This is a genomic window from Longimicrobiaceae bacterium (assembly GCA_035696245.1).
Lineage (GTDB): Bacteria > Gemmatimonadota > Gemmatimonadetes > Longimicrobiales > Longimicrobiaceae > DASRQW01.
Window position 1 is genome coordinate 25,279 of the sequence record DASRQW010000273.1, and the last position, 26,549, is coordinate 51,827.

Annotated in this window: 14 protein-coding genes; all 14 read left to right on the forward strand. The window is 72.8% G+C overall.

Annotated elements, in window-relative coordinates:
• The first annotated feature begins 3 nt into the window (after positions 1–3).
• Positions 4–2,766 carry a lantibiotic dehydratase gene (locus VFE05_12715; GenBank protein ID HET6230926.1) on the forward strand — a complete coding sequence of 921 codons (2,763 nt, stop codon included), beginning with the start codon at positions 4–6 and terminating at the stop codon, positions 2,764–2,766.
• Between the two features lie 410 nt (positions 2,767–3,176).
• Positions 3,177–3,311: a hypothetical protein gene (locus VFE05_12720; GenBank protein HET6230927.1), complete on the forward strand. Its 135-nt coding sequence runs from the start codon at positions 3,177–3,179 to the stop codon at positions 3,309–3,311.
• Between the two features lie 183 nt (positions 3,312–3,494).
• Entirely contained in the window at positions 3,495–3,629 is a 135-nt protein-coding gene (locus VFE05_12725) for a hypothetical protein (protein HET6230928.1), read from the forward strand.
• 10 nt (positions 3,630–3,639) lie between these two features.
• Entirely contained in the window at positions 3,640–3,762 is a 123-nt protein-coding gene (locus tag VFE05_12730) for a hypothetical protein (GenBank protein ID HET6230929.1), read from the forward strand.
• A 73-nt stretch (positions 3,763–3,835) separates the two neighbouring features.
• On the forward strand, positions 3,836–4,528 hold the full coding sequence (locus tag VFE05_12735) for a hypothetical protein (GenBank protein HET6230930.1): 693 nt from the start codon (positions 3,836–3,838) through the stop codon (positions 4,526–4,528).
• A gap of 76 nt (positions 4,529–4,604) precedes the next feature.
• Positions 4,605–4,739: a hypothetical protein gene (locus tag VFE05_12740; protein HET6230931.1), complete on the forward strand. Its 135-nt coding sequence runs from the start codon at positions 4,605–4,607 to the stop codon at positions 4,737–4,739.
• A gap of 72 nt (positions 4,740–4,811) precedes the next feature.
• Positions 4,812–4,940: a hypothetical protein gene (locus VFE05_12745; GenBank protein HET6230932.1), complete on the forward strand. Its 129-nt coding sequence runs from the start codon at positions 4,812–4,814 to the stop codon at positions 4,938–4,940.
• Between the two features lie 133 nt (positions 4,941–5,073).
• Positions 5,074–5,199, forward strand: coding sequence for a hypothetical protein (locus VFE05_12750; protein ID HET6230933.1), 126 nt, complete (start codon positions 5,074–5,076; stop codon positions 5,197–5,199).
• 126 nt (positions 5,200–5,325) lie between these two features.
• Positions 5,326–5,454, forward strand: coding sequence for a hypothetical protein (locus tag VFE05_12755; protein HET6230934.1), 129 nt, complete (start codon positions 5,326–5,328; stop codon positions 5,452–5,454).
• Positions 5,455–5,590: 136 nt separating this feature from the next.
• A complete protein-coding gene (locus VFE05_12760; GenBank protein ID HET6230935.1) occupies positions 5,591–5,725 on the forward strand; it encodes a hypothetical protein in 135 nt (44 codons plus the stop codon).
• Positions 5,726–5,826: 101 nt separating this feature from the next.
• The gene (locus VFE05_12765) at positions 5,827–5,958 is read left to right on the forward strand and encodes a hypothetical protein (GenBank protein ID HET6230936.1); all 132 of its coding nucleotides are present in this window, start codon (positions 5,827–5,829) and stop codon (positions 5,956–5,958) included.
• A 148-nt stretch (positions 5,959–6,106) separates the two neighbouring features.
• Complete coding sequence (locus tag VFE05_12770) at positions 6,107–7,018, forward strand: lantibiotic dehydratase C-terminal domain-containing protein (GenBank protein HET6230937.1); 912 nt, start codon at positions 6,107–6,109, stop codon at positions 7,016–7,018.
• Positions 7,015–8,073 (forward strand): lantibiotic dehydratase C-terminal domain-containing protein, encoded by a 1,059-nt coding sequence (locus tag VFE05_12775; protein HET6230938.1) that lies wholly within the window; start codon positions 7,015–7,017, stop codon positions 8,071–8,073. Before VFE05_12770 ends, VFE05_12775 begins: the two co-directional genes overlap by 4 nt.
• Before the next feature lie 330 nt (positions 8,074–8,403).
• On the forward strand, positions 8,404–26,549 hold an 18,146-nt coding region (locus VFE05_12780), incomplete at its 3' end, for a non-ribosomal peptide synthase/polyketide synthase (protein ID HET6230939.1).

Genomic DNA, 26,549 nt, shown 5'->3' on the forward strand with positions numbered 1-26,549 from the left:
CGCTTGCCGCGTACCGCACGCAACCGCGCGCCCGTGATCGGGCGCTTCGGCGGGCTGCCCGCGGAGACGGTGGAGGCGTTCTCCACCGCCCTCTGCGGCGCCGCGGACGCGCTGGCTGCGCTCGAGTCGGAGCTGGCCGGGTGCCGCGAGGCGCTGGCCGACCGGCTGCACGACGCGGTGCCGGGCGCCGCGCTGGAGCTGCGCCGGCTGCTGCTGGCGGTGCGCCGCGACTGCCATAACGGGCGCGGCATCGCCCGGCACCGGCGCTCGCCGCAGTGGCCGCTGGTGGCGGACGCGGCGGGTTCGCTCGCCGGGCAGGTGGGCGAGCTGGAAGACCGCGTGGCGGATGCCTGGGCCGCGTTCCGCAGCGACTACGAAGCGGAGCGCGACCGCCAGAGGGGCGCCCTGCGCGAGCCGCTGCGGGACCGCGCGTTCATGCGCGGCCTCGCCCTGGCGAGCCCCGACCTGTACGACGCCTGCCGGCAGCTCGCCGCCTCGCCCACCGTCGCGCGGAAGGATGCGAAGAGCGAGGCGGCCCTGCTCCGCTACGTGGTGCGCGCGGCGCTCAAGACCTCGCCGTTCTCCACCTTCACGCCCGTGTCGGTGGGCGCGGCGGATGGAGATGCGGGCGCGGCCGGCCTCCGCATCGCCGGCGGGGAGACGGAGCCGCGGTCGCTGGTGCGGCTCAAGCGCTTCCGCCTGGGCCAGCTCAGCGACGCGCTCTGTAGGTACGCTCCCTTCCGCGACGGCCTGCGCGTGGTGTTGAACGACTCGGCCGAGGACACGGAGCCGGGGCGCGCACTGCTGCTGCGGCCGGGCTGCTGGGAGGGAGCGGCCGACCGCGGCACGCTGCGCTACCGCGCCGATGCGCTGGTCCGCGTGGGCATCGCCGCCCCGCTCGTCCGGCGCGCCATGGAGCTCCTGGCCGAGGGCCGCCACACGTTCGGCGAGCTGGTGGCGCGAATCGAGGGCGAAGGCGCACCGGAAGATGCCGCATCCGCCCCGAGCCAGCTGGAACGGCTGGCGGAGCTGGGGATGCTGCGGCTGGTGCTGCCGTGGCCGTCGCAGGCCGGGCACCTGGAGGCGCGGATGTGCGACGCCCTCCGCGCGCTTCCGTACGACGCCGCGCTGGAGCCGTTCATCTCCCGGCTGGAGCGGCTGGTGGCGCTGGAGGAGGGCTACGCGCAGGCATCCGACCCCGCCGCGTCGCTCCGCGAGATGCGGCGCCTGGTGGACGAGCTGTGGGGTGCGGCCGCGGCGCTGGGCGGCCGGTCCTTCGCCGGCACCGCCTACCGCGGCACCGCGCGCTACGACCTGTACGAGGACGTCCTGCTCGTGCCCGGCGGGGCGGAGACCGCGCCGGCCTTCCACCTCTCCGGCGACGCCGCCCGCCGCGCGCTGCGAAGCGCCGAGCCGCTGGCGGACCTCGCCGCGCTCTGCGACGACCGGCAGGACTTCCGCGCCGCCCTCGCCGCCTTCGCGGCGGAGACGTGGCCGGGACGCGGCGAGGTGGGCGTGCTGGAGCTGTTCTCGGCCGCGCAGCCGCTGTGGCAGGCGTACCTGGCGTTCCGCGCCGCGGGTTTCCAGGAACGCGACCCCGGACGGACGTGGAACCCGCGCGGCCTGCCGGAGGTGGAGACGCTCCGGGCCTGCCGCGCCATGGTGATGGACCGCCTGGCGGGGTGCGTGGAGACGCTGCCGGACGGCGACGCGTGCGTGGACGAGGACCGGCTGCGGTCGCTGATCGGCGCGGTGCCGTCCGGCCTCACGGACGGCGGCGGCGGCGGGGCGTGCCTCTTTCTCCAGCCCGCCAGCCGCGACGGCTCGCTCTGGCGGCTGAACGCGGTGCGCGAGGGCACCGGCCGCTGCGGGAGCCGCTACACCCCCGCCATGCCCGCCGCGCTCCGCCGGGAGTACGCCGCGCACCTCCGCGCCCGCGGCACCGTCACCGTGGACGGCGAGCGGGCGGAGCTGCTGGACCTGTTCGCGGTGCAGGGCGACACGCTGAACGTGCACGCGCCCCAGACCCCCGCCGTGCTCGCCTTCCCCGGCGAGCGGACGGGGGTAGCGCCGCACCGCCGCGTGCCGCTGGGCGACCTGCGCGTGTGCTTCGACGGTCCCGCCGGGCGCATCGCGCTGCGCGGTGTGGACGGGCGGAGGTTCGTGCCGGTCCACCTGGGTCTTGCGTACGAGGCGTACATGCCGCCGGTGGTGCGCTTCCTCATGGCGCTGGGGCCCAGCGAGCGCGGCTCCATCCTTCCGCCCGCTCCCGAGCGCGCGGAAGGGGAGGTGCGGATTCGCGCGCGCACGACGCTGGGCAACCTGGTCGTCCACCGCCGCGCGTGGTCCGTCCCCGCCGCCCCGCTCGCCGCCGCGCTGGCCGCGACCGACGACGCACGCGCTTTCGCCGACGCCAACCGGCTCCGTGCCGGGTGGGGCATCCCGGAGCGCGCCTTCGTCCGCGAGGCCATGACGCACCCCCTGGCCGGCACCGTCCGCAAGCCCCGCTACGTGGACTTCACGTCGCCGCTCTTCCTTTCCGTGCTGCGCGAGCTGGCGGCCACGGGCGAGGAGCGCATCACCGTCGAAGAGATGCTTCCCGACCCCGCGATGCTCCCGCGCGACGCCGCGGGGCGGAGCCGGGCCGTGGAAGTCTTGGTCGACTCGCTGGCCCTGCGCCGGCGCACGCAACGCGCGGAGGCCGCTCCGCTCCGCCGTACCCGCGCCCGCACTGGGCGCACCCCCGCCGGCACCGCCGCCGGGTGATCCATCCCGGGCCGTCCGGCCCGGGCCACAACCCCTCCAGGAGGCACACCATGGCTCAGGACACCAACCAGCAGGACGCCGAGATCCAGCCCCTCTCGGACGAGTCGCTCGAGGAAGTCGCCGGCGGCGTCTGCTCGTGGAGCGGCTGCTCGAACAGCGCCTCGCTGTAAGCTCGCACAACGTCTCCAGGCCGGCACCGGCCCGGAACACCCCCTCACCACATGGAGGCACACCATGGCTCAGGACACCAACCAGCAGGACGCCGACATCCAGCCCCTCTCGGATGAGTCGCTCGAGGAAGTCGCCGGCGGCCTCTGCTCGTGGAGCGGCTGCTCGAACAGCGCCTGATCTTCGACCCCGCCGGGCCGCCCCGGCCCGGACCCCTGAACACCCACTCAAGGAGGCACATCATGGCTCAGGATCCCAACCAGCAGGACGACATCCAGCCCCTCTCGGATGAGTCGCTCGAGGAAGTCGCCGGCGGCGTCTGCTCGTGGAGCGGCTGCTCGAACGGCGCCAGCGCGCCCGCACCTACGGTCGACTAAGAGGACGGCAAGGCTCAGCATCTCGACCAGCACGCCGCCGGCATCCAGTCCCTCCCTGACGAGTCGCTGGAGGAAGTGGCCGGCGGAGTGTGCTGGTGGAGCTGCTGCCCGAACAGCGACTGATCTCGTTCCACCGTCCGGGCCCCGACGGCGCGGACCACACTCCAACTGAAGAGGCACACCATGGCACAGGATCCCAACCAGCAGGACGACATCCAGCCGCTCTCGGACGAGTCGCTGGAGGAAGTGGCGGGGGGCATCTGCTCGGTCAGCAGCTGCTCGAACACCACCACCAGCACGAAGCCTTCGGGCAGCTAGGAGGCACACCATGGCCCAAGATCCCAACCAGCAGGATGACATCCAGCCGCTCTCGGACGAATCGCTCGAGGAAGTGGCCGGCGGCATCTGCTCGTGGAGCGGGTGCTCGAACTCCTCGATCGTGCAGAAGTAGTATCGACCGTGCGAGGGGGGGCGGCCTGCCCCCCTCGCCCGGCACCCCGGCTTTCCTCCAACCACGCGGAACCGTGACGCAGACAGCCTCGCCCGAAGCCGCCGCCATGCCCTGGTTCGACCTCGTCTCGCTGTCGGGCGACGAGGGGCGGCGCTGGCGCGAGCAGTACGGGCGCTTCGACAGCGTGGCGAAGGGGATCATGGGCTCGGTGCCGCTCCTGCGCCGGGGCGAGATCGACACCGGCGCCCGCATGCTGAAGGACGCGCGCGAGCAGCTCTCGGCCATGGACGTCGGCGACGAATCGATCCTCTCGGTGATGGAGCGCTGGTACCTGGGCGCGCTGGGGATGTACCACTACCGCCTCGCCGAGTTCGACGAGGCCGACCGCGTGATGGCGCGTGCCCACGAGCACATGGTGGACGCGGTCACCCGGCGCGGCTTCCTGGTTGTGCTGGCCGACGAGGCGGTGGAGCTGCGGCTGCACCGCGCGCGCATCTCGCGCAACCGCCAGCGCTGGGCGGAGATGTGGGACCACATCTCCGCCGCGCGGGCCATGCGGGCGGGCGGCGAGCCGTTCTACGTGCTGCGCGACGGCAGGAGCGTGTGGCTCTCGGACGTGCGCGAGTTCCTGGAAGCGCTTCCCGCGGCGCCGGAGCAGCGGCCGGTGAAGCCGAACCTCCAGGATCCCACGCAGTGCCGCCAGGACATAGACCGCTGGATTCGCGACGTGCTGCGCATCCCTGACTCGGTCATCCACGCGCCCTGATCCCGCACGCGCGCTCGCCCGGACGCCGGGCTCGCTTCCAAGCGGCGACTGGACCACCTTCCATCGAAAGCACGCCATGAATCCCCAGGACCAGCAGGCCGAGCAGGCGATGGACGACGTGGAGGTCGAGCCGCTCCACGACGACGCGCTGGAGCAGGTCGCGGGCGGCAACATGTGCTCGCTCACCATGTGCTCGAACGTGTCGGTGTAGGCTGCGAACCCGCGCGTCCCTGCCGGACATCCGCCGCGGACGTGGAAACAGCTCACGAAGAGCCGGAAGATCATGTCGAAGCAAGCGCAGATGGAGCAGCAGCCGGACGAAGTGCTGGTGGACGCGATCACCGACGAGTCGCTGGAGGAGGTCGCGGGCGGCATCTGCTCGATGGTCAACTGCTCGAACGTCCCGGACTGACCGCCGCGATCGGCCCGAGTCCTCGCGGGGCGGGCGATGCGGCCGGCCGTCGATCCCCGCTCAGAATCCACGGCCGCGCAGGCGACGCCGCCCGGACGCGGACAGGTTCAACCTTGCAGCGAAGGAGGTCGTGATGCCGCCGGAAGAACAGCGCAGCGACGCGTTGGAGGATGCGGAGATCGAGCCGCTCCACGAAGAAGCGCTCGAAGAGGTGGCGAAGGGGCCCTGTTCCCTGACCTACTGCTCCAACCAGGGCTGACCGGTCCGGTGGACGTCACCCGCCCTTCGATGATCGGACGCGTGCGGTCCATAGCGATTCGGTCCACACCGCGCCGGTTTATACCACCGGCGCGAACCGTTTCCACTCGCAACGAGGCAGGCTCCAGTGCCCCAGAACGACGAACAGCGCTCGGACGCGGTGAACGAGGCGGAGGTCGAGCCGCTCCAGGACGACGCGCTCGAAGAGGTGGCAGGCGGAATGTGCTCCTGGGCCTACTGCTCGGCGCAGGTGTAGCCGGCCCGATGGGCACGACGCCGCGCCGTCGGATGGTGGCGCGCCGCGCTCCGTGCATCTTCTCGCCGTCACCGAAATGCTGTGGCTCGCGGGCAGACGCACGCGGGCAGACAATCTCACGGGAGGCAAGACGATCATGTCCCAGGATCCACAGGTGGAGCAGGGCGTCGCGGACGCCGAGATCGAGCCGCTTCACGACGCGGCGCTGGAAGAGGTCGCCGGTGGCAACGGCTGCTCGATGGCCTACTGCTCGTACGTCGAGCCGGCGTAGGCCGCGGCCACCGAGCACATCTCGACAGGCCGCACGCCGGCGGCTCCACCGCACGACGAGCCCGGCGCACGGCCGGGAAAACCCACACCGAGGTGACCGCCATGTCGCAGGACATGCAGGCCCAGCAGGCGATCGAAGCGGCGGACGTCGAGCCACTCGCTGACGAGTCGCTGGAGGAGGTCGCGGGCGGCATCTGCTCCCTCACCGCCTGCTCCAACAGCAAGGAGCTGTGACGCTCCCGGCACTCCCGGCGTCCGACACCGGGAGTGCCGCCTCGTGAAGCTCCGGCATGCCACCGGCTGGGGAAGCGCGCGCGCCCGGAAGCGTGCGATCCCGGCTCACGGCAGCTCGTCCGCGCCGCCCACCACGCACCCTCGCACCATGAAGCATCTCGCTCTCAACGTCTACCTTCGCGGTCGCGCGGCGCAGGATCGGCTGCTGGCCGAGTGCGTCGGCCCGGCGGTGGAGGAGATGCGGGGCAGCGGCCTCGTCCGCCGCTTCTGGTTCCAGCCGTTCGACGCGCGCGGCCCGCACGTCGGCGTCGTCCTCGGCGTCGCGGACGACGCGGCGGATGAGGTACGGGCGGAGTTTTCGGCGCGCCTGGAAGCCTTCCTCGCCACGCATCCCTCCACCGAGCCGCTGAGCGACGAGGAGGTGGCGCGGCGTCACGCCGAGTGCCGCGGCAAGCGGCTCTGCTCGATCGACGCGGAACCGGGCATCGCCGCGCCCGGCACCTTCGCGTTCGCGGAAGAGGCCGCCCCGCGCTACCCCTTCGGCCCGATGCCGCAGCCCGGGGCGGACGACCGGGCGGGGGAGATGATGTGCGGCCTGGCGCTGTGGAGCATCGGCCATCTGCGCGCCGGCACGGGCTCGCGCGCGGCCGTGCGATGGGCGGCATCCGTGGACCTGGCTCTTCGCGAGAGCGGCGAGGCGGCGGACGACTACTGGCGCCGCCACGCGTCCACTCTGCTCGTGGGGCTGGACGAACGGTACGATGCCGACCCGGAGGCGATCGTCTCGCGCTTGCGCGAGCTGGTCGGCGACCGCAACCGCGACGCGTTTGCGCGGGCGTGGGCGGAGGTCGAAGCCGACGGGCCGCCGTGGTCTTCCGCGACCGAGCTCGTGGAGCACGCGCTCCGCGAGGGCGCCCAGTCGCCGCACGGACGATGGGGAGTGCTGCGGGAGGTGAACCACTGCGTGCTGCTCCAGCTCGGGCAGATGGTGCGGCTGCACGTGCCGCTGGTGCTGTACGCGTGGCTGCGCGGCTCGCCCGTCGCCGCGGTGGCTTCGTGAGCGTAGCGGCGCCGCCGGACGCGGGCCTCGGCTGGCGAGCGTATCACCTCGTCTGCCACGGCGACCGCGACCGGCTCCTCGCGGAGATGGTGCGCCCGCTCGCCGCGTCGCTGCTGCGCGATGGGGCGATCTCGCGCTTCTTCTTCATCCGCTACGCCGTGGGCGGGCCGCACGTCCGCTTCCGCGTGCTGCCCTGCCCCGGCCGCGAGCGGGAGGCGAACGAGCGCATCCACGCGGCGGCGTCGGAGTTCTTCGCGCGCCACCCATCCCCCGCCCCGCTGGCGCCGGAGACGATCCGCGAGCGCAACCGCGGCGTCGCCGCCTCCGATCCCGGCGAGGCGGAGATGGCGGACCTCGTGCTGCCCGGCGACAGCGTCGTCGAGAGCCCGGTGAAGCTCGAGACGGAGCGGTACGGCGGCCCGGAGCGCCTGGCGGATTCCGTCGCGCTCTTCACCCTCTCCAGCATCGACGCGCTGGCGTGGCTAAACGAAGGCGAGCCCACCGCCGCGCGCCGTCTGACGGAAGCTTCGCGTTCCCTCCTCCGCCACGCGTGGAGCTTCGCGGCGGACCCGGCCGAGATGGTGCGGCTGATCGGCTGGGCGGCGGGTGGCGCGGCGGGCCCGCTGGAGCGCTTCGTGAGCGAGGGCGACGCGGCGTTCGACCGGCGTCCGGAGCCACTCATCGCCCGTGTGCGTGGTGAGATGGAGGCGCTCTCCGGCATCGCCGCATCGACGGAGATCCCGATGCGCTGGGCGGAGGGGCCGCGGGTTCTCGGCGCCACGCTTCGCGACGCGCCGGCAGACGTGCGGCTGCGCATCGCGTCCAGCCACGCGCACATGAGCGCGAACCGCCTGGGCATCACCGTCGCGGAGGAGGTCTACGTCTCCCGCATGCTCTGGCGCGCCGCCCGTGCCCTGGCTGACGCGGAGCCGGCGTTCTGGCGCGACGCTGCGGAACGCCTCGCATCTCCCGAACCGCCGGACGCGTCGCTGGACGACCTCGTCCGCATCTCCCTGCAACGGTTCACGGGGGATGTGATCGCATCCACCCGTTAATCGAAATTCCGCGGTTGCAATGACATCGGAACGGCCCCGCACCAGCCACCTCGCTGATGCGGGGCCGTCTGCTTCACGCCCTCCGGCGGGGTGACGGAAAGGATAGAGAGTACGCGGAAACGGATGGGCCGCGACGACTTGCGTAACGCCGTGGGATGGCGTTTCGCGGGGTGGACTAAACCGGCGGCAAGTGCGAGATTTCCGGGCTGAGCGCCGCCCTTTCCGGCGGCCGAAAAGGTTCGTCCGTGGCCGTGCGGCGGGTGTGGACGCCACACGGCCGGCCGCGCAGGCGGCGCGAACCCGCTCTCCTGCAATCTTCCAGTCCAGTCGATGAAGCAGAACCTCGAGGACATCTATCCCCTCTCGCCGCTTCAGCAGGGGATCCTCTTCCACGCCCTGTACTCGCCCGAGACGGGGCTGTACACCGAGCAGGCGGTGGTGACCCTCCGCGGCGCGTTCAGCGCGGAGACGTACGTGCGCGCGTGGCAGATGGTGGTGGACCGCCACCCCGTGCTGCGCAGCGGGTTCGTGTGGGAGAACGTGGCCAAGCCGCTGCAGGTGGTGTTCCGCAAGGCGCCGGTTGCCGTGGAGATGCTGGACTGGAGCGGGCTGGACGGGGCCGAGCGCGAGGCGAGGATCGACGGGTACGTGACGGCCGACCGCCGCCGCGGGTTCGAGATGGCGAAGCCGCCGCTCATCCGCATGGCGATCGCGCGCCTCTCGGACCGGGAGCACTTGCTGGTGCTCACCTTCCACCACGCGATCCTGGACGGGTGGTCCATCTCGTCGGTCTTCGGCGAGGCGGACGTGGCATACCAGGCGTTGCGGCGCGGGGAGACCCCCCAGCTTCCGCGGCACCGGCCGTTCAAGGACTACATCGGCTGGCTGGGGCAGCAGGACATGGCCCAGGCCGAGGCGTTCTGGCGCCGCAGCCTGGGCGACTTCACGGCGCCCACGCCGCTGCCGCTGGACACGGCCCCGGCCGAGGACCACGGCGCGGCGGAGTGCGCGGGCTTCACGCGCACCGTCGCGCCGGAGAAGGCGGAGGAGCTGCGGGCGTTCGCGCGGCGGCACAAGATCACGATGAACACGCTGCTCCAGGGCGCGTGGTCGCTCCTCCTCGCGCGGTACGCCGGGGTGGACGACGTGGTCTTCGGCACCACGGTGAGCGGCCGGCCGGCGGATCTGCCAGGCGTGGAGGGCATCGTGGGCCTGCTGATCAACACGCTGCCCGTGCGCGTGAGTGTTCCGGCGGACGCGCGCGCGGCGGAGTGGCTGGCGGAGATCCAGGCGCACGCGGCGGAGATGCGCAACTACGAGTACTCGCCGCTGGTGGACGTGCAGGGCTGGAGCGGGGTTCCGCGCGACCGCTCGCTGTTCGACACGCTGCTGGTGTTCGAGAACTTCCCGCTCGCCACCGGCGACGACGGCGCGGACGACGAGCAGCTCCGCTACGGGGCCCGCCACAACGTGGAGCGCAGCAACTTCCCGCTGGGCCTGGCCATCGTGAACTACGAGGGCCTCGACATCCGCGTCACCTACCACCAGCACCGCTTCTCGCGAGAGACCATCGACCGGCTGATGGAGGCGCTGGAGGCGCTGCTCGACGAGATCGCGGCGGACCCGGACCGCACGCTCGGCTCCATCCCCATGGTCGCCGGCCCCGCCCGCGAGCGCATGCTGCGCGAGTGGAACGCGACCGCGCGCCCGTACCCCGCGGAGACACCCGCGCACGAGCTGTTCGAGGCCCGCGCCGCGGCGGCGCCGGACGCCATCGCGCTGTCGTTCGGCGGCAGCGAGGTCACGTACGGCGAGCTGAACGCGCGCGCCAACCGACTGGCGCACCGGCTTCGGGAGATGGGCGTGGGGCCGGACGTGCCAGTCGCCATCTCGGTCGATCGCGGGCCGCAAATGGTGGTCGCGCTGCTCGGCGTGCTCAAGGCCGGCGGCGCGTACCTGCCCGTCGATCCCGCGTATCCGGCGGAGCGGCGGGCGTTCATGCTGGCGGATTCCGGCGCGCCCGTCGTCCTCACGCAGTCGCATCTCGCCGAGAACCTGCCGGAGACGTCCGCGCGCGTGGTGCTGCTGGACGACGCGGGGGATGAGGAAGCGCCCGCATCTACCGCATCTACCGCATCTGCCGAAAACCTTGGCGTTTCGATAGATGTGCGGAACGCTGCGTACGTCATCTACACGTCCGGCTCCACGGGCACGCCGAAGGGCGTCGTCGTCTCCCATGCGGGCATCGGCAACCTGGCGGCGGCGCAGGCCGAGGCGTTCGGGATCGGCGCGGGGAGCCGCGTGCTCCAGTTCGCGTCGTTCAGCTTCGACGCCGCCGTCTCCGAAGTGCTGGTGACGCTGCTCGCGGGCGCCACGCTCGTTCTCGGCACCAAGGACGAGACGATGCCCGGCGCGCCGCTGCTCGGCCTGCTGGAGCGCGAGCGGGTGAGCGTCGCGACGCTGCCGCCGTCCGTGCTCGCCGCGCTGCCGGATGCGGAGCTGCCCGACCTGCGCACCGTCATCTCGGCGGGCGAGGCGTGCTCGGCCGAGGTGGCGGCGCGGTGGGGAGACGGGCGGCGGTTCGTGAACGCGTACGGGCCGACGGAAACCACGGTCTGCGCGACGATGTCGGTCGGCGAGGACGGCTCACGGCGCCCCACCATCGGGCGGCCGATGGCGAACGTGCGCGCGTACGTGCTGGACGCGCGGCTGGAGCCGGTGCCCGCGGGCGTGGCCGGCGAGCTGTGCGTGGGCGGCGCGGGCGTGGCACGCGGCTACCTGAACCGCGCCGGGCTCACGGCGGACCGCTTCGCGCCGGACCCGTTCTCGGAAGATGCGGGAGCGCGCATCTACCGAACCGGCGACCGCGTGCGGTGGACGGACGAGGGCGAGATCGAGTACCTGGGCCGCGCCGACGAGCAGGTGAAGGTGCGCGGATTCCGCATCGAGCTGGGCGAGATCGAGGCCGCGCTCGCGGCTCAGCCTTCCGTCCGCGACGCCGTCGTCGTCGCGCGCGAGGACGTGCCGGGCGACCGGCGGCTCGTGGCGTACGTGGTGGCGGAGGATGACGGCGCCGCATCTCCCTCCGCGCTGCGTTCCGCGCTGGCGGAGCGGCTGCCGGACCACATGGTGCCGCAGGCCATCGTCGTCCTCCCTGCGTTCCCGCTGACGCCCAACGGCAAGGTGGACCGCCGCGCCCTCCCGGCGCCCGACCTGGGCGGCGCGGAGGGCTTCGCGGCGCCCATGACGCCGACGGAAGAGGTGCTGGCGGGAATCTGGAGCGAGGTGCTGGCGGTGCCGCGCGTGGGCCGCCGCGACGCCTTCTTCGACCTGGGCGGGCACTCGCTGCTGGCCACGCAGGTCGCCTCGCGCGCGCGCCAGACGCTGGGCGTGGAGCTTCCGCTGCGCGCCATCTTCGAGCATCCCGTGCTGGCCGACCTGGCGCACGCGGTCGACGACACGATGCGCGAGCGGCAGGGCATCTCCATCCCCCCGCTGCTGGCGAGGACGGACGAGGGACCCGCGCCGCTCTCGTTCGCGCAGGAGCGGCTGTGGTTCCTGGACCAGCTGGACCCCGGCGGCATCGCGTACAACATGCCCACCGCGCTGCGGCTCACGGGCGCGCTGGACGTGCGCGCGCTGGAGCAGGCGCTGAGCGAGATGACGCGCCGCCACGAGGTCCTGCGCGCCCGCTTCGCGCTGGTGGACGGGCACCCCGTGCAGGTGGTGGATGCGTGGACGCCGCTCGCGCTGCCGGTGGACGACCTCTCCGAGCTGCCGGCGGACGCGCGCGAAGCGGAGGCGAAGCGCATCTCCACGGCCGAGGCGCGCACGCCCTTCGATCTGGCCGCCGGGCCGCTGCTGCGGACGCGGCTGCTGCGCCTCGCGGCGGACGAGCACGTGCTGCTGCTGGCGATGCACCACACGGTGAGCGACGGCTGGAGCATGGGCGTCTTCTTCCGCGAGACGGCGGCGCTGTACCGCGCGTTCGCCGACGGGAGGCCGTCGCCGCTGGCGGAGCCTGAGCTCCAGTACGCGGACTTCGCGGTGTGGCAGCGCGGCTGGCTGCGCGGCGCGGAGCTGGAGCGGCAGATGGCGTACTGGCGCGAGCGGCTGGCCGGCGCCCCCGCCCTGCTGGAGCTTCCGACGGACCGCCCCCGCCCCGCCGAGCAGGCGTTCGAGGGCTCGCACCTCATCTTCGCGCTGCCGGAGGACGTGTCCGCCGCTGTCACGGCGTTCTCGCGCAGGGAGGGCGCGACCACGTTCATGACGCTGCTCGCGGCCTGGCAGGTGCTGCTGGCGCGCTACACCGGGCAGGACGACGTCGTCGTCGGCACGCCCATCGCGGGGCGCACGCGGTCGGAGCTGGAGGGGCTGGTGGGCCTCTTCCTCAACACCCTGGCCCTGCGCACGCGCCTGGACGGCGACCCCAGCTTCCGCGAGGTGCTGAAGCAGGTGCGCGACGCCACGCTGGGCGCCTACGCGCACCAGGACGTGCCGTTCGAGAAGCTGATCGACGAGCTGGGCGTGGAGCGCGACCTGAGCCACGCGCCGCTCTTCCAGACCATGTTCATCCTCCAGAACCAGCCGATGGGCGGCATGGACTGGGGCGGCGTGGGCGTGGCCGGGCAGGATGCGGAGCTGGGCACCGCCAAGTTCGACCTCACGATGTCTGCCGTGGAGGAGGACGGGCGGCTGTACGCGGCGCTGGAGTACAACACCGCCCTGTTCGACGCCGCGACGGCCGAGCGGATGGCGGAGCACTTCGGGGCGCTGCTCGCCTCCGTGACGGAAGATCCCGCGGCCCCGCTCTCCACCGTCTCCCTGCTCGCGGGCGAGGAACGGCGCCGCGTGCTGGAGGAGTGGAACGACACGGCGCGCCCGTATCCCAAGACCGACCTGCTGCACGTGCTCTGCGCGGAGCAGGCGGCGCGCACGCCGGACGCGGTCGCCGTCGCGTACGAGGGCGAGCGCGTGACGTTCGCGGAGCTGGACGCGCGCGCGAACCGCATCGCCCGCGCGCTTCGGCGGCGCGGCGTGGGCCTGGAGTCGCGCGTGGGCGTCTGCCTGGACCGCGGCCCGGACGCGGTCGCCACCTTCCTCGGCGTGATGAAGGCGGGCGGCGCGTACCTGCCGCTTGACCCGAGCTATCCCGCGGATCGCCTGGCCTACATGCTGGCGGATGCCGGCGTCTCCGTCCTGGTCGCCACCGAGGCGCTGGCCGCGGAGCTTCCCGTGCACGACGGCTCCGTGCTGCTGCTGGACCGCGACCGCGCTTCGGTGGATGCGGAAGATGCGGAGCCGTTCGATGCCGGCGTGGTGCCGGAGAGCGCGGCCTACGTCATCTACACGTCCGGCTCCACCGGGCGGCCGAAAGGCGTGGTCAACTCGCACGCGGGCATCTGCAACCGCTTGCGGTGGATGCAGGAGCATTTCCGCATCGGCGCGGATGATCGCGTGATGCAGAAGACGCCGTTCGGCTTCGACGTCTCCGTCTGGGAGCTGTTCTGGCCGCTGATGGCGGGCGCGACGATGGTCCCGGCCCGGCCGGAAGGCCATCGCGAGCCGTCGTATCTGGCCGACCTGATCCGGCGCGAAGGCGTGACGGTGGCGCACTTCGTCCCCAGCATGCTCCAGCTCTTCGTGGACGAGCCGGAGATGGACGGCTGCACGTCGCTCCGCTACGTGGTCTGCAGCGGCGAGGCGCTTCCCGCGCCGCTCCAGGACCGCTTCCTCGCCCGTCTTCCACGTACCGAGCTGCACAACCTGTACGGGCCGACGGAGGCCGCGGTGGACGTCACCGCCTGGCTCTGCCGTGCGGGTGACGCCGTGGTTCCCATCGGCGCGCCGGTGGCGAACACGCGCGTCTACGTGCTGGACGAGGCGGGGCTGCCGCTGCCCACCGGCGTGCCGGGCGAGCTGTACCTGGGCGGCGTGCAGGTGGCGCGGGGATACCTGGGCCGGCCGTCGCTGACGGCGGAGAGGTTCGTCCCCGACCCGTTCTCGGCCACGCCGGGCGCGCGGCTGTACCGCACGGGCGACCGGACGCGGTGGCGGGCGGACGGCAACGTGGAGTACCTGGGCCGCCTGGACGGGCAGGTGAAGATCCGTGGCCTCCGGATCGAGCTCGGCGAGATCGAAGCCGCCCTCGCCGCCGAGCCGGGGGTGGGCGACGCGGTCGTCCTGGCGCGCGAGGACGTGCCGGGCACGCGCCGCCTGGTGGGCTACGTCACCCCGGCGGACGCGGACGTGGCGGCGCTGAGGGCCGCGCTGGCCGCGCGCCTGCCGGACTACATGGTGCCGTCCGCCATCGTCACCCTCGGCGAGATGCCGCTGTCACCCAATGGCAAGGTGGATCGAAAAGCGCTGCCCGCGCCCGAGGCGCCGGTCGCGACGGACGGGGACGCGGAGCCGCGGACCGAGGCGGAGCGCATCCTCGCCGGCATCTGGAGCGGGCTGCTGGGGCTGGAGAAGGTGGGCATCCACGACAACTTCTTCGCCGTGGGCGGCGACTCCATCCTCAGCATCCAGGTCATCTCACGGGCTGCGCAGGCGGGGCTGAAGCTGACGCCCAAGCAGATCTTCCAGCACCAGACCATCGCCGCGCTCGCCGCCGTCGCCGTGTCGACCGCCGGCGCCGCGAGCACGGCCGAGCAGGGGCTGGTGACGGGCGACGCGCCGCTGACGCCCATCCAGCGCTGGTTCTTCGGGATGGAGGTGACCGACGCGCACCACTGGAACCAGGCGGTGATGCTGGAGGCGGGCGGCGCGCTAGACGCGGACGCGCTCCACGCCGCCCTGGCGCGCCTGGCCGAGCACCACGACGCGCTGCGCCTGCGCTTCGCCCGCGACGCCGCGGGCGAGTGGAGGGGGGCGCACACCGCGTCCGAAGGCTCCTTCGCCTTCGGCAGCATCGACCTCTCCGCGCTCTCCGACGACGCGTTCTCGGCCGAGATCGCGGCGCGGGCCGAAGAGGCGCAGGCATCTCTCGACTTCACGGCGGGTCCCATCTTCCGCGCCCTGCACTTCGCCGCGGGAGACGGACGTCCGGACCGCCTGCTGCTCGTGGTCCACCACCTGGCGGTGGACGTGGTGTCGTGGGGCGTGATCGTGGCGGACCTGGAGAGCGCGTACACGCAGATCTCCCGCGGGGCCCCGGCCGCGCTCCCGCCTAAGACCACCTCGTTCGCGGAGTGGGGGCGGCGGCTCTCCGCCCACGCCTCGTTTCCGGCCATGGAGGCGGAGGCGGGCTACTGGCTGAGCCGGCCCTGGAGCGCCGCGGCGCGCGTCCCCGTGGACCACGCGGGCGGCTCGAACACCGTCGGCGAGGCTGAGACGATCAGCCTGGCGCTGACGGAGGACGAGACGCGGGCGGTGCTGCACGAGGTGCCGTCCATCTACCGCACGCAGGTGAACGACGTGCTGCTGGCCGCGCTGGCGCTCGCGTTCCGCGGCTGGACGGGCGGCGCGCTGCTGGTGGAGCCGGAGGGCCACGGCCGCGAGGACCTGTTCGACGGCGTGGACCTGTCGCGCAGCGTGGGCTGGTTCACCTCCGCCTTCCCAGTGCTGCTGGAGCTTCCGCGCGCGGGCGGCGAGGGCGCCGCGCTCAAGGCGGTGAAGGAGCAGCTTCGCGCGATCCCCCACAAGGGCGTCGGCTTCGGCATCCTGCGCTACCTCTCGGGAGATGCGGAGCTGCGCGCGCGCCTGGCGGCCATCCCCCGGCCGGAGGTGGGCTTCAACTACCTGGGGCAGGTGGACGCGGCGGCGGCGGAGCGCGCCCTCTTCCACACCGCCCCGGAGCCCACCGGCGCCGCGATGGGGCCGCACGGCGAACGGCACTACCTGCTGGACGTGGCCGCGGCCGTGGGTGGCGGGCGCCTGGTGGTGAGCTGGACGTACGGCCCGCGCATCCACGACCGCGCCACGGTGCAGCGCGTCGCCGAAGCATACCTGGCCGCGCTGCGCGACATCATCGCCCACTGCCGCGAGGCGGACGCGGGCGGCTTCACGCCGTCGGACTTCCCGCTGGCGCCCCTCACGCAGGCGCAGGTGGACCGCATCGTCGCCGGCCAGGGCGGCCCGGCGGGCATCGAGGACGTGTATCCGCTGTCGCCGCTGCAGCAGGGCATGCTCTTCCACGCCCGCCTGTCGCCCGGCTCCGCCGCCTACTTCGAGCAGGTGCGGATGACCATGCGCGGCCGGTTCGACCCCGGCGCGTTCGCGCGCGCCTGGCAGGGCGTGGCCGACCGCCACTCGGTGTTCCGCAGCGCCTTCGTGGCCGACGGGCTGGACGCCCCCGTGCAGGTCGTGCACCGCCGCGCGGAGCTTCCCGTGGACCGCCAGGACTGGCGCGGGCGGGACGACGGCGACGCGGAGACGCGCATCGCCGCATACCTGGCGGCGGACCTGGCGCGCGGCTTCCGGCTGGACCGCGCGCCACTCACGCGCATCGCCCTGATCCGCACGGGCGAGGCGGAGTGGGAGTTCGTGTGGAGCAGCCACCACATCCTGCTGGACGGCTGGTCGATGCCGCAGGTGCTGGGCGAGGTGAGCGCGCTCTACGACGCCTATGCGCGCGGCGAGACGGCCCGCCTTCCGCACCCGCGGCCGTACCGCGACTACGTGGCGTGGCTCGCGCGCCAGGACCGCGCCGCCGCCGAGGGGTTCTGGCGCCGGGCCATGGCCGGCTTCGGCGATCCCGTGCCGCTCCCCACCACGTGGGGAGACGCGGGAGACGGAGACGCGCCGGCGTCGTTCGCCCAGGCCGAGATGAGCCTGTCGCGCGAGGATACCGATGCGCTGCAAGCCTTTGCGCGCGGCGCCGGGCTCACGCTGAACACGGTGATGCAGGGCGCGTGGGCGCTGCTCCTGGCCCGCTACACGGGGCGCGACGACGTGACGTTCGGCAGCACCGTCTCCGGCCGTCCCGCAGACCTGCCCGGCGTGGAGCAGATGGTGGGGATGCTCATCAACACCATCCCCGTTCGCGTCCGCGTGCCGGGCGATGCGCGCACCTCCTCGTGGCTGCACGACTTGCAGGCGCTGCAGATGGAGGCGCGGCACTTCGACTACACGCCGCTGGTGGACGTGCAGGGCTGGAGCGAGGTGCCGCGCGAGCGCCGGCTCTTCGACACGCTCTTCGTCTTCGAGAACTACCCGGCCCAGTTCGGCACGGGCGAAGAGTCGGAGGACGACGGCGGGCTGGAGGTCACGCCCGCGCCGGTCCACGAGCGCACCAACTACCCGGTCACGGTCGGCGTCGTGCCCGGCGAGCAGGTGCGCGTGGAGATCAGCTACGACGCCGACCGCTTCGCCGCCGCGGCCATGTCGCGCCTCGCGGAGCACTACCGCGCGCTCCTCCGCACCCTCCCCGCCTCGGCCGACGCGCCGCTCGCCTCGCTGGAGATGCTGGGCGAGGCCGAGCGCCGCGAGCTGCTGGCGGACCGCGCGCGCGGCCCGCATCTCCCGTCCGACGGCGTGGAGACGCTGCACGGGTGGGTGGAGCGCTGGGCAGAGGCGACGCCGCACGCCACCGCGGTGGAGCACGACGGAGCGTCGCTGACGTACGCGGAGCTGAACGCCGCCGCCAACCGCATCGCGCACCGGCTGATCGACCTCGGCGCGGAACCGGAGGCGCGCATCGGGCTGTGCATCGACCGCTCGCCGGAGATGGTGGCGGCGCTGCTCGGCATCCTCAAGTCCGGCGCGGCGTACGTCCCGCTCGACCCCGCCTGGCCCGCGGACCGCATGGCCTACGTGGCGGATGATGCGGGGCTGCGCGTCGCCGTCACCGCCGCCGCCCTGGCGGACCGCCTCCCCCCGCATGTCCGCCGCGTCCTCGTGGATGCGCGTTCGTCGGCCGACGCGGAGAATCCGGGCGTGGAGGTCGCGCCCGACGGGCTGGCGTACGTCATCTACACGTCCGGCTCCACCGGCCGCCCGAAGGGCGTGCTCGTCCCGCACGCCGGGCCCGCCAACTACGTCCGCCACGCCGTGCACGAGTACGGGCTGACGGCGGCGGACCGCATGCTCCAGTTCGCCTCCGTCGCCTTCGACGCCAGCGTGGAGGAGCTGTTCGCGCCCTTGGCCTGCGGCGGCACGATGGTGCTGCGGACGGACGAGATGATCTCGTCACCCGAGACGTTCCTGGCGCGCTGCGGCGAGTGGGGCGTGACCGTGGCGCCCGCACCGACCGCGTTCTGGCACCAGCTCGCGGCGGCGATGGATGCGGACGCGCTGGAGCTTCCCGCGTCGCTGCGCCTCGTCGTCATCGGCGGCGAGCGGGCGATGCCGGAGCGCGTGGCCGCCTGGCACCGTGCCGTCGATGGCCGCGTCGCGCTCTACAACTCCTACGGCCCCACCGAGGCCAGCGTCGCCGCGACGGGCGGTTTCGTCACCGCGACGCCGGGCGAGGTATCCATCGGCCGCCCCATCGCCAACGACGCCGCGTACGTGCTGGACGCGGCGGGCGAGCCGGTGCCCGTGGGCGTCGCCGGCGAGCTGTACCTGGGCGGCGCGGGCGTGGCGCGCGGCTACCTGGGCCGCCCCGGCACCACGGCGGAGGCGTTCGTGCCCGACCCGTTCTCCGGCGTCCTGGGCGCGCGCATGTACCGCACGGGCGACCGCGCGCGCTGGCTGGAAGACGGCGGCCTCGCCTTCCTTGGCCGCGTGGACGAGCAGGTCAAGGTCCGCGGCTTCCGCATCGAGCCGGGCGAGATCGAAGCCGCGCTCGTCGCGCACTCCGCCGTCCGCGACGCCGCCGTGATTGCGCGCCCGGACGCGTCGGGCACGCTGGCGCTGGCCGCGTACGTCGTTCCGGCATCGGGAGATGCGCCGTCCGCCGCGGACCTGCGCGCGTTCCTGGCGGAGTCGCTGCCGGACTACATGGTGCCGGCCGCGTTTGTCTCGCTCCCCGCCCTGCCGCTCACCACCAGCGGCAAGGTGGACCGTCGCGCGCTTCCCGCGCCGGACGCCGCCGCGCTCTCGGACTCCGCGTTCGTCGCGCCGCGCACGCCCACCGAGGAGCTGGTCGCGTCCGCCTGGCGCGAGGTGCTGGGTGCCGCGCGCGTGGGCATCCACGACAACTTCTTCGCGCTGGGCGGGCACTCGCTGGTCGCCACCCGCGTCATCTCCCGCATCCGCGCGCTGGGCGTGGAGCTTCCGCTGCGCGCGCTGTTCGACGCGCCCACGGTGGCCGCCCTCGCCACGCGCGTGGACGACGAGCGCCGCGCCGGGCTCGGCATCTCCGCGCCACCGCTGGTCCGCGTGGAGCGAGACGGGCCCGCGCCGCTGTCGTTCGCGCAGGAGCGGCTGTGGTTCCTGGACCGGCTCGATCCGGGCTCGGCCACGTACAACATGCCCACCGCGCTGCGGCTGGGCGGCGCGCTGAACACCGGCGCGCTGGAGCGCGCCTTCACCGAGATCGTGCGCCGCCACGAGTCGCTGCGGACGTCATTCGCGGAATCCGCGGAGGGCCCGGTGCAGGTCGTCGCCCCCGCATCTCCCGTCCACCTCGCCGTGACCGACCTGTCCGCGCTCCCGGAAGATGAGCGCGAGGCCGAGGCGCGCCGCCTGGCTGCGGAAGATGCGCGGCGTCCCTTCGACCTGGCCGCGGGCCCGCTCTTCCACGCGAGCCTGCTGCGCCTGGCGGACGACGACCACGTGCTGCTCGTCGCCATGCACCACGCGGTGAGCGACGGGTGGAGCATGGACGTCTTCTTCCGCGAGACGTTCACGCTGTACGCCGCATTCTTGGCGGATCGCGAGTCGCCGCTGCCGGAGCTTCCGGTGCAGTACGCGGACTTTGCGGTGTGGCAGCGCGACTGGCTGCGCGGCGGCGAGCTGGAACGGCAGCTCGGCTGGTGGCGCGAGCACCTGGCCGGCGCGCCGCCGGTGCTGGAGCTGCCCACGGACCGGCCGCGCCCCCCGGTGCAGGGCTTCCGCGGGAGACAGGTCTCGTTCGCGCTCCCGGCCGCCCTCGCGAACCGCGTCGCGGCGCTCGCCCGCGCGGAAGACGCGACGCTGTTCATGACGCTGCTCGCCGCCTGGCAGGTGCTGCTGGCGCGGTACTCCGGGCAGGACGACGTGGTGGTCGGCACGCCGGTGGCCGGCCGCGCGCAGGCGGAGACGGAGGGGCTGATCGGCCTCTTCGTCAACACGCTGGCCATGCGAGCGAACCTGGCGGGCGACCCCGCGTTCCGCGACGTGCTGAAGCAGGTGCGCGAGGCGACCCTGGGCGCGTACGCCCACCAGGACGTGCCGTTCGAGAAGCTGATCGACGCGCTTAACGTGGAGCGCGACCTCTCGCACTCGCCGCTCTTCCAGGCGATGTTCGTGCTCCAGAACGCCCCCGCCGCGGGCGATGGCGACGCGGGCGGGCTGCGCGTGGCGGGCATGGACCCGGAGCTGAACGCCGCCAAGTTCGACCTCACGCTGAACGTCGCGGAGCACGCGGACGGCCTGGCCGGCATGCTGGAGTACAGCGCCGACCTCTTCGACCGCGCCACCGCCGAGCGCATCGTCGCGCACTTCGCCGCGCTCCTCGAAGCGCTCACGGCCGACCCCGCCGCGCCCCTCTCCGCCCTCGACCTGCTCTCGGCGGACGAGCGGAAGCAGCTCCTGTCGGACTGGAGCACGGCGGATTCGGGAGATGCGTGGCGAGGCACCGCCCACGACCTCTTCGCCCGCCAGGCCGCCGAGACGCCGGACGCAGTCGCCCTCACCTTCCGCGGCGAGTCGCTGACGTACGCGCAGGTCGATGCGCGCGCGAACCGACTGGCGCACACGCTTCGCGAGATGGGCGTCGGCCCCGAGATCCCCGTCGCGATCTCGGTCGAGCGGGGCCCGGAGATGGTCATCGCGCTCCTCGCCGTCCTCAAGGCCGGCGGCGCGTATCTGCCCGTCGACCCGACGTACCCCGCCGAGCGCCGTGCCTTCATGCTCGCGGATTCCGCCGCGCCGGTCATCCTCACGCAGTCGCACCTCGCCGCGGACCTGCCCGCGCGCTCCGCACGCGTCGTCCTCCTGGACCAGCTTCCGGGAGATGAAGACTCGGCGGTAGATGCACCCGCGGTTTCTGTGGATGCGAGCACGGCGGCGTACATCATCTACACGTCGGGCTCCACCGGCACGCCGAAGGGCGTCGTCGTCACGCACGCCGGCATCGGCAACCTGGCCGCCGCGCAGGCCGAGGCGTTCCGCATCTCCCGCGACAGCCGCGTCCTCCAGTTCGCCTCGTTCAGCTTCGACGCCGCGGTCTCGGAAGTTCTCGTGACGCTGCTCGCAGGCGCCACGCTCGTTCTCGGCACGAAGGACGAGCTGATGCCCGGCGCGCCGCTGCTGGAGCTGATGCAGCGCGAGCAGGTAAGCGTCGCGACGCTGCCGCCGTCCGTGCTCTCCGCCTTGCCCGACGCCGATCTGCCCGCCCTGCGCACGGTCGTCTCGGCAGGCGAGGCGTGCACGCAGGACGTGGTCGCGCGGTGGAGCGCTGGCCGCCACTTCGTCAACGCGTACGGCCCGACGGAGACCACCGTCTGCGCCACGATGTCCGAGGGCGAGACGGGCGACCGTCGCCCAACCATCGGCCAGCCGATCGCGAATGCGCGCATGTACGTGCTCGACCGTGCGATGCAGCCGGTGCCCGTGGGCGTTCCCGGCGAGCTGTGTGTGGGCGGGATTGGCGTGGCGCGTGGCTATCTCGGCCGCGCGGGGCTGACGGCGGATCGCTTCGTCCCCGACGCGTTTTCGGACGAGGCAGGTGCACGGCTGTATCGCACCGGCGACCGGGTGAGATGGACGGCCGCGGGCGAGCTGGAATACCTCGGCCGCTTGGACGAGCAGGTGAAGATCCGCGGCTTCCGCATCGAGCTGGGCGAAATCGAAGCGGCGCTCGCGGCCGAGCCGGGCGTGGTCGACGCCGTCGTGATCGTGCGCGAGGATGTGCCGGGCGCGAAGCGACTCGTGGCGTACGTGACGGGGGATGCTGATGCGGAGACGCTGCGCATCGCCCTCGCCACGCGTCTGCCGGAGTACATGGTGCCTGGCGCCATCGTCACGCTGGATGCGCTGCCGCTGACGCCGAACGGCAAGGTGGATCGGAAGGCGCTACCCGCGCCCGAAGCTCCCGTCGCCAAGGAAGGTGATGCGGAGCCGCGGACGGAGGCGGAGCGCATCCTCGCCGGCATCTGGAGCGGGCTGCTGGGGCGGGAGAAGGTGGGCATCCACGACAACTTCTTCGCGGTCGGCGGCGACTCCATCCTCAGCATCCAGGTGATCTCGCGGGCTACGCAGGCGGGGCTCAAGCTCACGCCGAAGCAGATCTTCCAGCACCAGACTATCGCCGCGCTCGCCGCCGTCGCGGTTTCATCCACCGACAACGCGACGACGGCCGAGCAGGGGCTGGTGACGGGCGATGCGCCGCTGACGCCCATCCAGCGCTGGTTCTTCGAGTTGGGTGTCGCCGATCCGCATCACTGGAACCAGGCGACGATCCGCCGCATCGGAGGCTCGCTGGATTCCGCGCTGCTGGAGCGCGCGCTGGAGCACGTCGCCGCACATCACGACGCGCTGCGGCTGCGGTTCGCGAACGACGTGTCGGGCGAGTGGACGCAGGCCCACGCGGGCGTGGACGGCGCGTTCGGCTTCGAGCGAATCGACCTGTCCGCCGTGCCGGAGGCAGAGCTTGGCGCCGCCATCGAAGCCCACGCCGAGCGGACGCAGCGCAGCCTGGACTTCATCCACGGACCGCTGCTGCGCGCCGTGCACTTTGCCTGCGCTGGCGGCGACCGTCTGCTGCTCGTCGTCCACCACCTCGCGGTCGACGCGGTGTCGTGGGGCGTGCTGCTGGCGGACCTGGAGACGGCGTACACCCAGCTTTCCCGGGGCGAAACCGTCGCCCTGCCGCCGAAGACCACCTCGTACCGCGAGTGGGCGTCGCACCTCGCGCAGCACGCATCTACCGATGCAATGCAGGCGGAGGCGCACTGGTGGCTCGGCCGCCCGTGGCACCTCGCGACGCCGCTGCCGGTGGACCACGCGGACGGCGAGGACACGCAGGACACCGCATCCACCGTGGACCTGGCGCTGGACGAGGAGACGACGCGCGCGCTGCTGCACGAGGTGCCGTCCATCTACCGCACGCAGGCCAACGAGGTGCTGCTGGCGGCGCTCGCCCGGGCGTTCCAGGGCTGGACGGGCAGCGCCGCGCTCGCCGTGGAGATGGAGGGCCACGGCCGCGAGGACCTGTTCGACGGCGTGGACCTGTCGCGCACCGCCGGCTGGTTCACGTCGGTCTTCCCCGTGCTCGTGGAGCTTCCGCGCACGGGCGGCGAGGGCGCGGCGCTCAAGGCCGTGAAGGAGCAGGTGCGCGCCATCCCCAACCGCGGCATCGGCTTCGGCATCCTGCGGCACCTGTCACCCGAAAGCGCCGTCCGCGACGCTCTGGCGGCGCTGCCCCGGCCGGAGGTGGGCTTCAACTACTTCGGCCAGATGGGCGCCGGCGCGTCCGAGGACGGCCTCCTCGCCCCCTCCGCCGAGTCGTACGGCGCGACCGTCAGCCCGCGCGGCCGGCGCACGCACCTGCTGGACGTGACCGCGATGGTCGCGGGCGGACGCCTGGTGGTGAGCTGGGGCTACAGCCCCGCGCGCCACGACCGCGCCACCATCGAACGCCTCGCAAACGCATACGAAGCCGCGCTCCGCGCCATCGTCGCGCACTGCCGCACGGCGGATGCGGGCGGCTTCACGCCGTCGGACTTCCCGCTCGCGCCGCTCACGCAGGCCGAGCTGGACCGCGTGGCCGCCGCGCAGGGCGGCGCCGCGGGCATCGAGGACGTGTACGCTCTGTCGCCGCTCCAGGGCGGCATGCTCTTCCACACGCGCCTGCAGCCGGAGAGCGGCGCGTACTTCGAGCAGCTTCGCTTCACCCTGCGCGGCGCCTCGGACGAGGACGCGATGGTGCGCGCCTGGCGCGAGGTCGTCGCCCGGCACGCCATCCTCCGCACCGCCTTCGTGGCCGACGGGTTGGAGACGCCCGTGCAGGTCGTCCACCGCACGGCCGATCTGCCCGTGGAACGCCACGACTGGCGCGACGCGGGAGATGCGGAGCGGTCCGGCCGCCTCGCCGCGCTGCTGGAGGCCGACCGCGCCCGCGGCATCGACCTCACGCGCGCACCGCTGATGCGCCTCACGCTCGTGCGCACGGCGGACGACGTGCTGGAAGTCGTCTGGAGCCATCACCACATCCTGCTGGACGGCTGGTCGCTGCCGCAGGTGATGGGCGAAGTCTGGGCGCTGTACGACGCATTCGCCGCGGGCCGCACGCTCGACCTGCCGCGCCCGCGTCCGTTCCGCGACTACATCGCCTGGCTCGCGCAGCGCAGCATGGCCGGCGCGGAGGCGTTCTGGCGCCGCACGCTGGAAGGCTTCACCACGCCCACCGCGCTGCCGGGAGATGCACGGCCGGGCACCACCACCGCCCCCGTCCACTTCGCGGAGGAGACGTCGGGCCTCACCGCCGAGGAGACGGAGCGCCTCCAGGCCTGGGCGCGCGACCGCCGGCTCACGCTCAACACGCTGCTCCAGGGCGCGTGGGCGCTGCTCCTCGCCCGCTACTCCGGCGAGACCGACGTCGCGTTCGGCAACACCGTCAGCGGCCGCCCGGCGGAGATGGAGAGCGTGGAGCAGATGGTGGGGATGCTCATCAACACCATCCCCGTGCGGGTGGCGGTGCCGGACCGTGCTGCCGTGCTCCCGTGGCTGATGTCGTTGCAGGACGCGCAGATGGAAGCGCGCGACCACGACTACGCGCCGCTCGTTCAGGTCCAGCGCTGGAGCGACGTGGACCGCGACCGCCAGCTCTTCGACAGCCTCTTCGTCTTCGAGAACTACCCGTCCGCCGCCGGTGCTCCGGAAGCCGCGACGGAGGATACGGAAGATGCGGACGCGCCCCCGCTCGCCGTCGATTTCGACGCGGCGATGGAGCGCACCAACTACCCGCTCGTCGTCTCCGCCGCGCCCGCGGGCCGCCTGCTCCTCCGCGCCACGTACGACGCCGGCCGCTTCACGGCCGACGGGATCGCGCGGATGCTGCGGCACTACGCCACGCTCCTCCGCGCGCTGCCGGACCACGCCGACACCAGCCTCTCCGCCCTGGAGATGCTGTCGGCCGACGAGCGCCGTACGCTCGTCAACGAGTGGAATGCGACAACGACCGAGTACCCGCGCGACACTTCGATCCCCGCGCTGTTCGCCGCGCAGGCTCAGAAGACGCCAAGCGCCACCGCCGTCCATTTTGTCCACAACGAGCTGACGTACACCGAGCTGGACGTGCGCTCCAACCGTCTCGGGAACCATCTCCGCGCCGCTGGCGTGGGGCTGGAGACCCGCGTCGGCATTTCAATGGAGCGCTCGGCCGACCTGGTCGTCGCTTTGCTCGCCATACTCAAAGCTGGCGCCGCATACGTTCCGCTCGACCCCAGCTACCCGGCCGATCGTCTCGCCTTCATGCTGGACGATTCGGAGATCGGCGTGCTCCTCGTGGCAGATGCGCTGCCGGAAGCCCTCGCATCCTTCACCGGCACCGTTGTCTCGCTGTCTGGAGACGCCGAGCGGATCGCAGCGCAGAGCCCCGCATCTCCCGAAATCTCCGTCTTCCCCGAATCGCTGGCGTACGTCGTCTACACGTCGGGATCGACCGGTAAGCCGAAGGGAATCGGCATCCCGCACTCGGCTGTCGTGCGCCTCGTCCGGAACAGCAACTACGTACAGCTCGGCGCGGATGAGCGGGTTGCGCAGGTCTCCAACGCCTCGTTCGACGCGGCGACGTTCGAGATCTGGGGTGCGCTGCTGAACGGCGCCTCGCTCATCGGCATCGACCGCGACGTGACGCTGTCGCCCGAGCGGTTCGTAACCGCGCTTCGGGAGATGGACATCAACACAATGTTCCTCACGACCGCGCTGTTCAATCAGGTCGCGCGCGAGATTCCGGACGGCTTCTCATCGCTCGACAACGTGCTGTTCGGCGGCGAGGCAGTCGACCCGTCTGCGGTGCGTGCAGTTATCGACGCGGGCGGGCCGACGCGCCTTCTCCACGTCTACGGTCCGACGGAGAGCACGACGTTCGCAACGTGGCACCTGGTCGATGCGGTAGATGAGAACGCGGCGACGGTTCCCATCGGCGCGCCGCTGTCGAACACGACGACGTACGTGCTCGACCGCGAGATGCAGCCGGTTGCCATGGGCGTCAACGGCGAGCTGTACATCGGCGGCGACGGCTTGGCGCGCGGCTATCTCGGCCGCGCGGGGCTGACGGCGGAGAGGTTCGTCCCGAATCCGTTCATCGACGGTCAGCGCCTGTACCGGACGGGAGATGCGGTGCGGTGGAACGCCTCCGGAACCATCGAGTTCGTCGGCCGTCTGGACGAGCAGGTGAAGATTCGCGGCTTCCGCATCGAGTTGGGCGAGATCGAGGCGGCGCT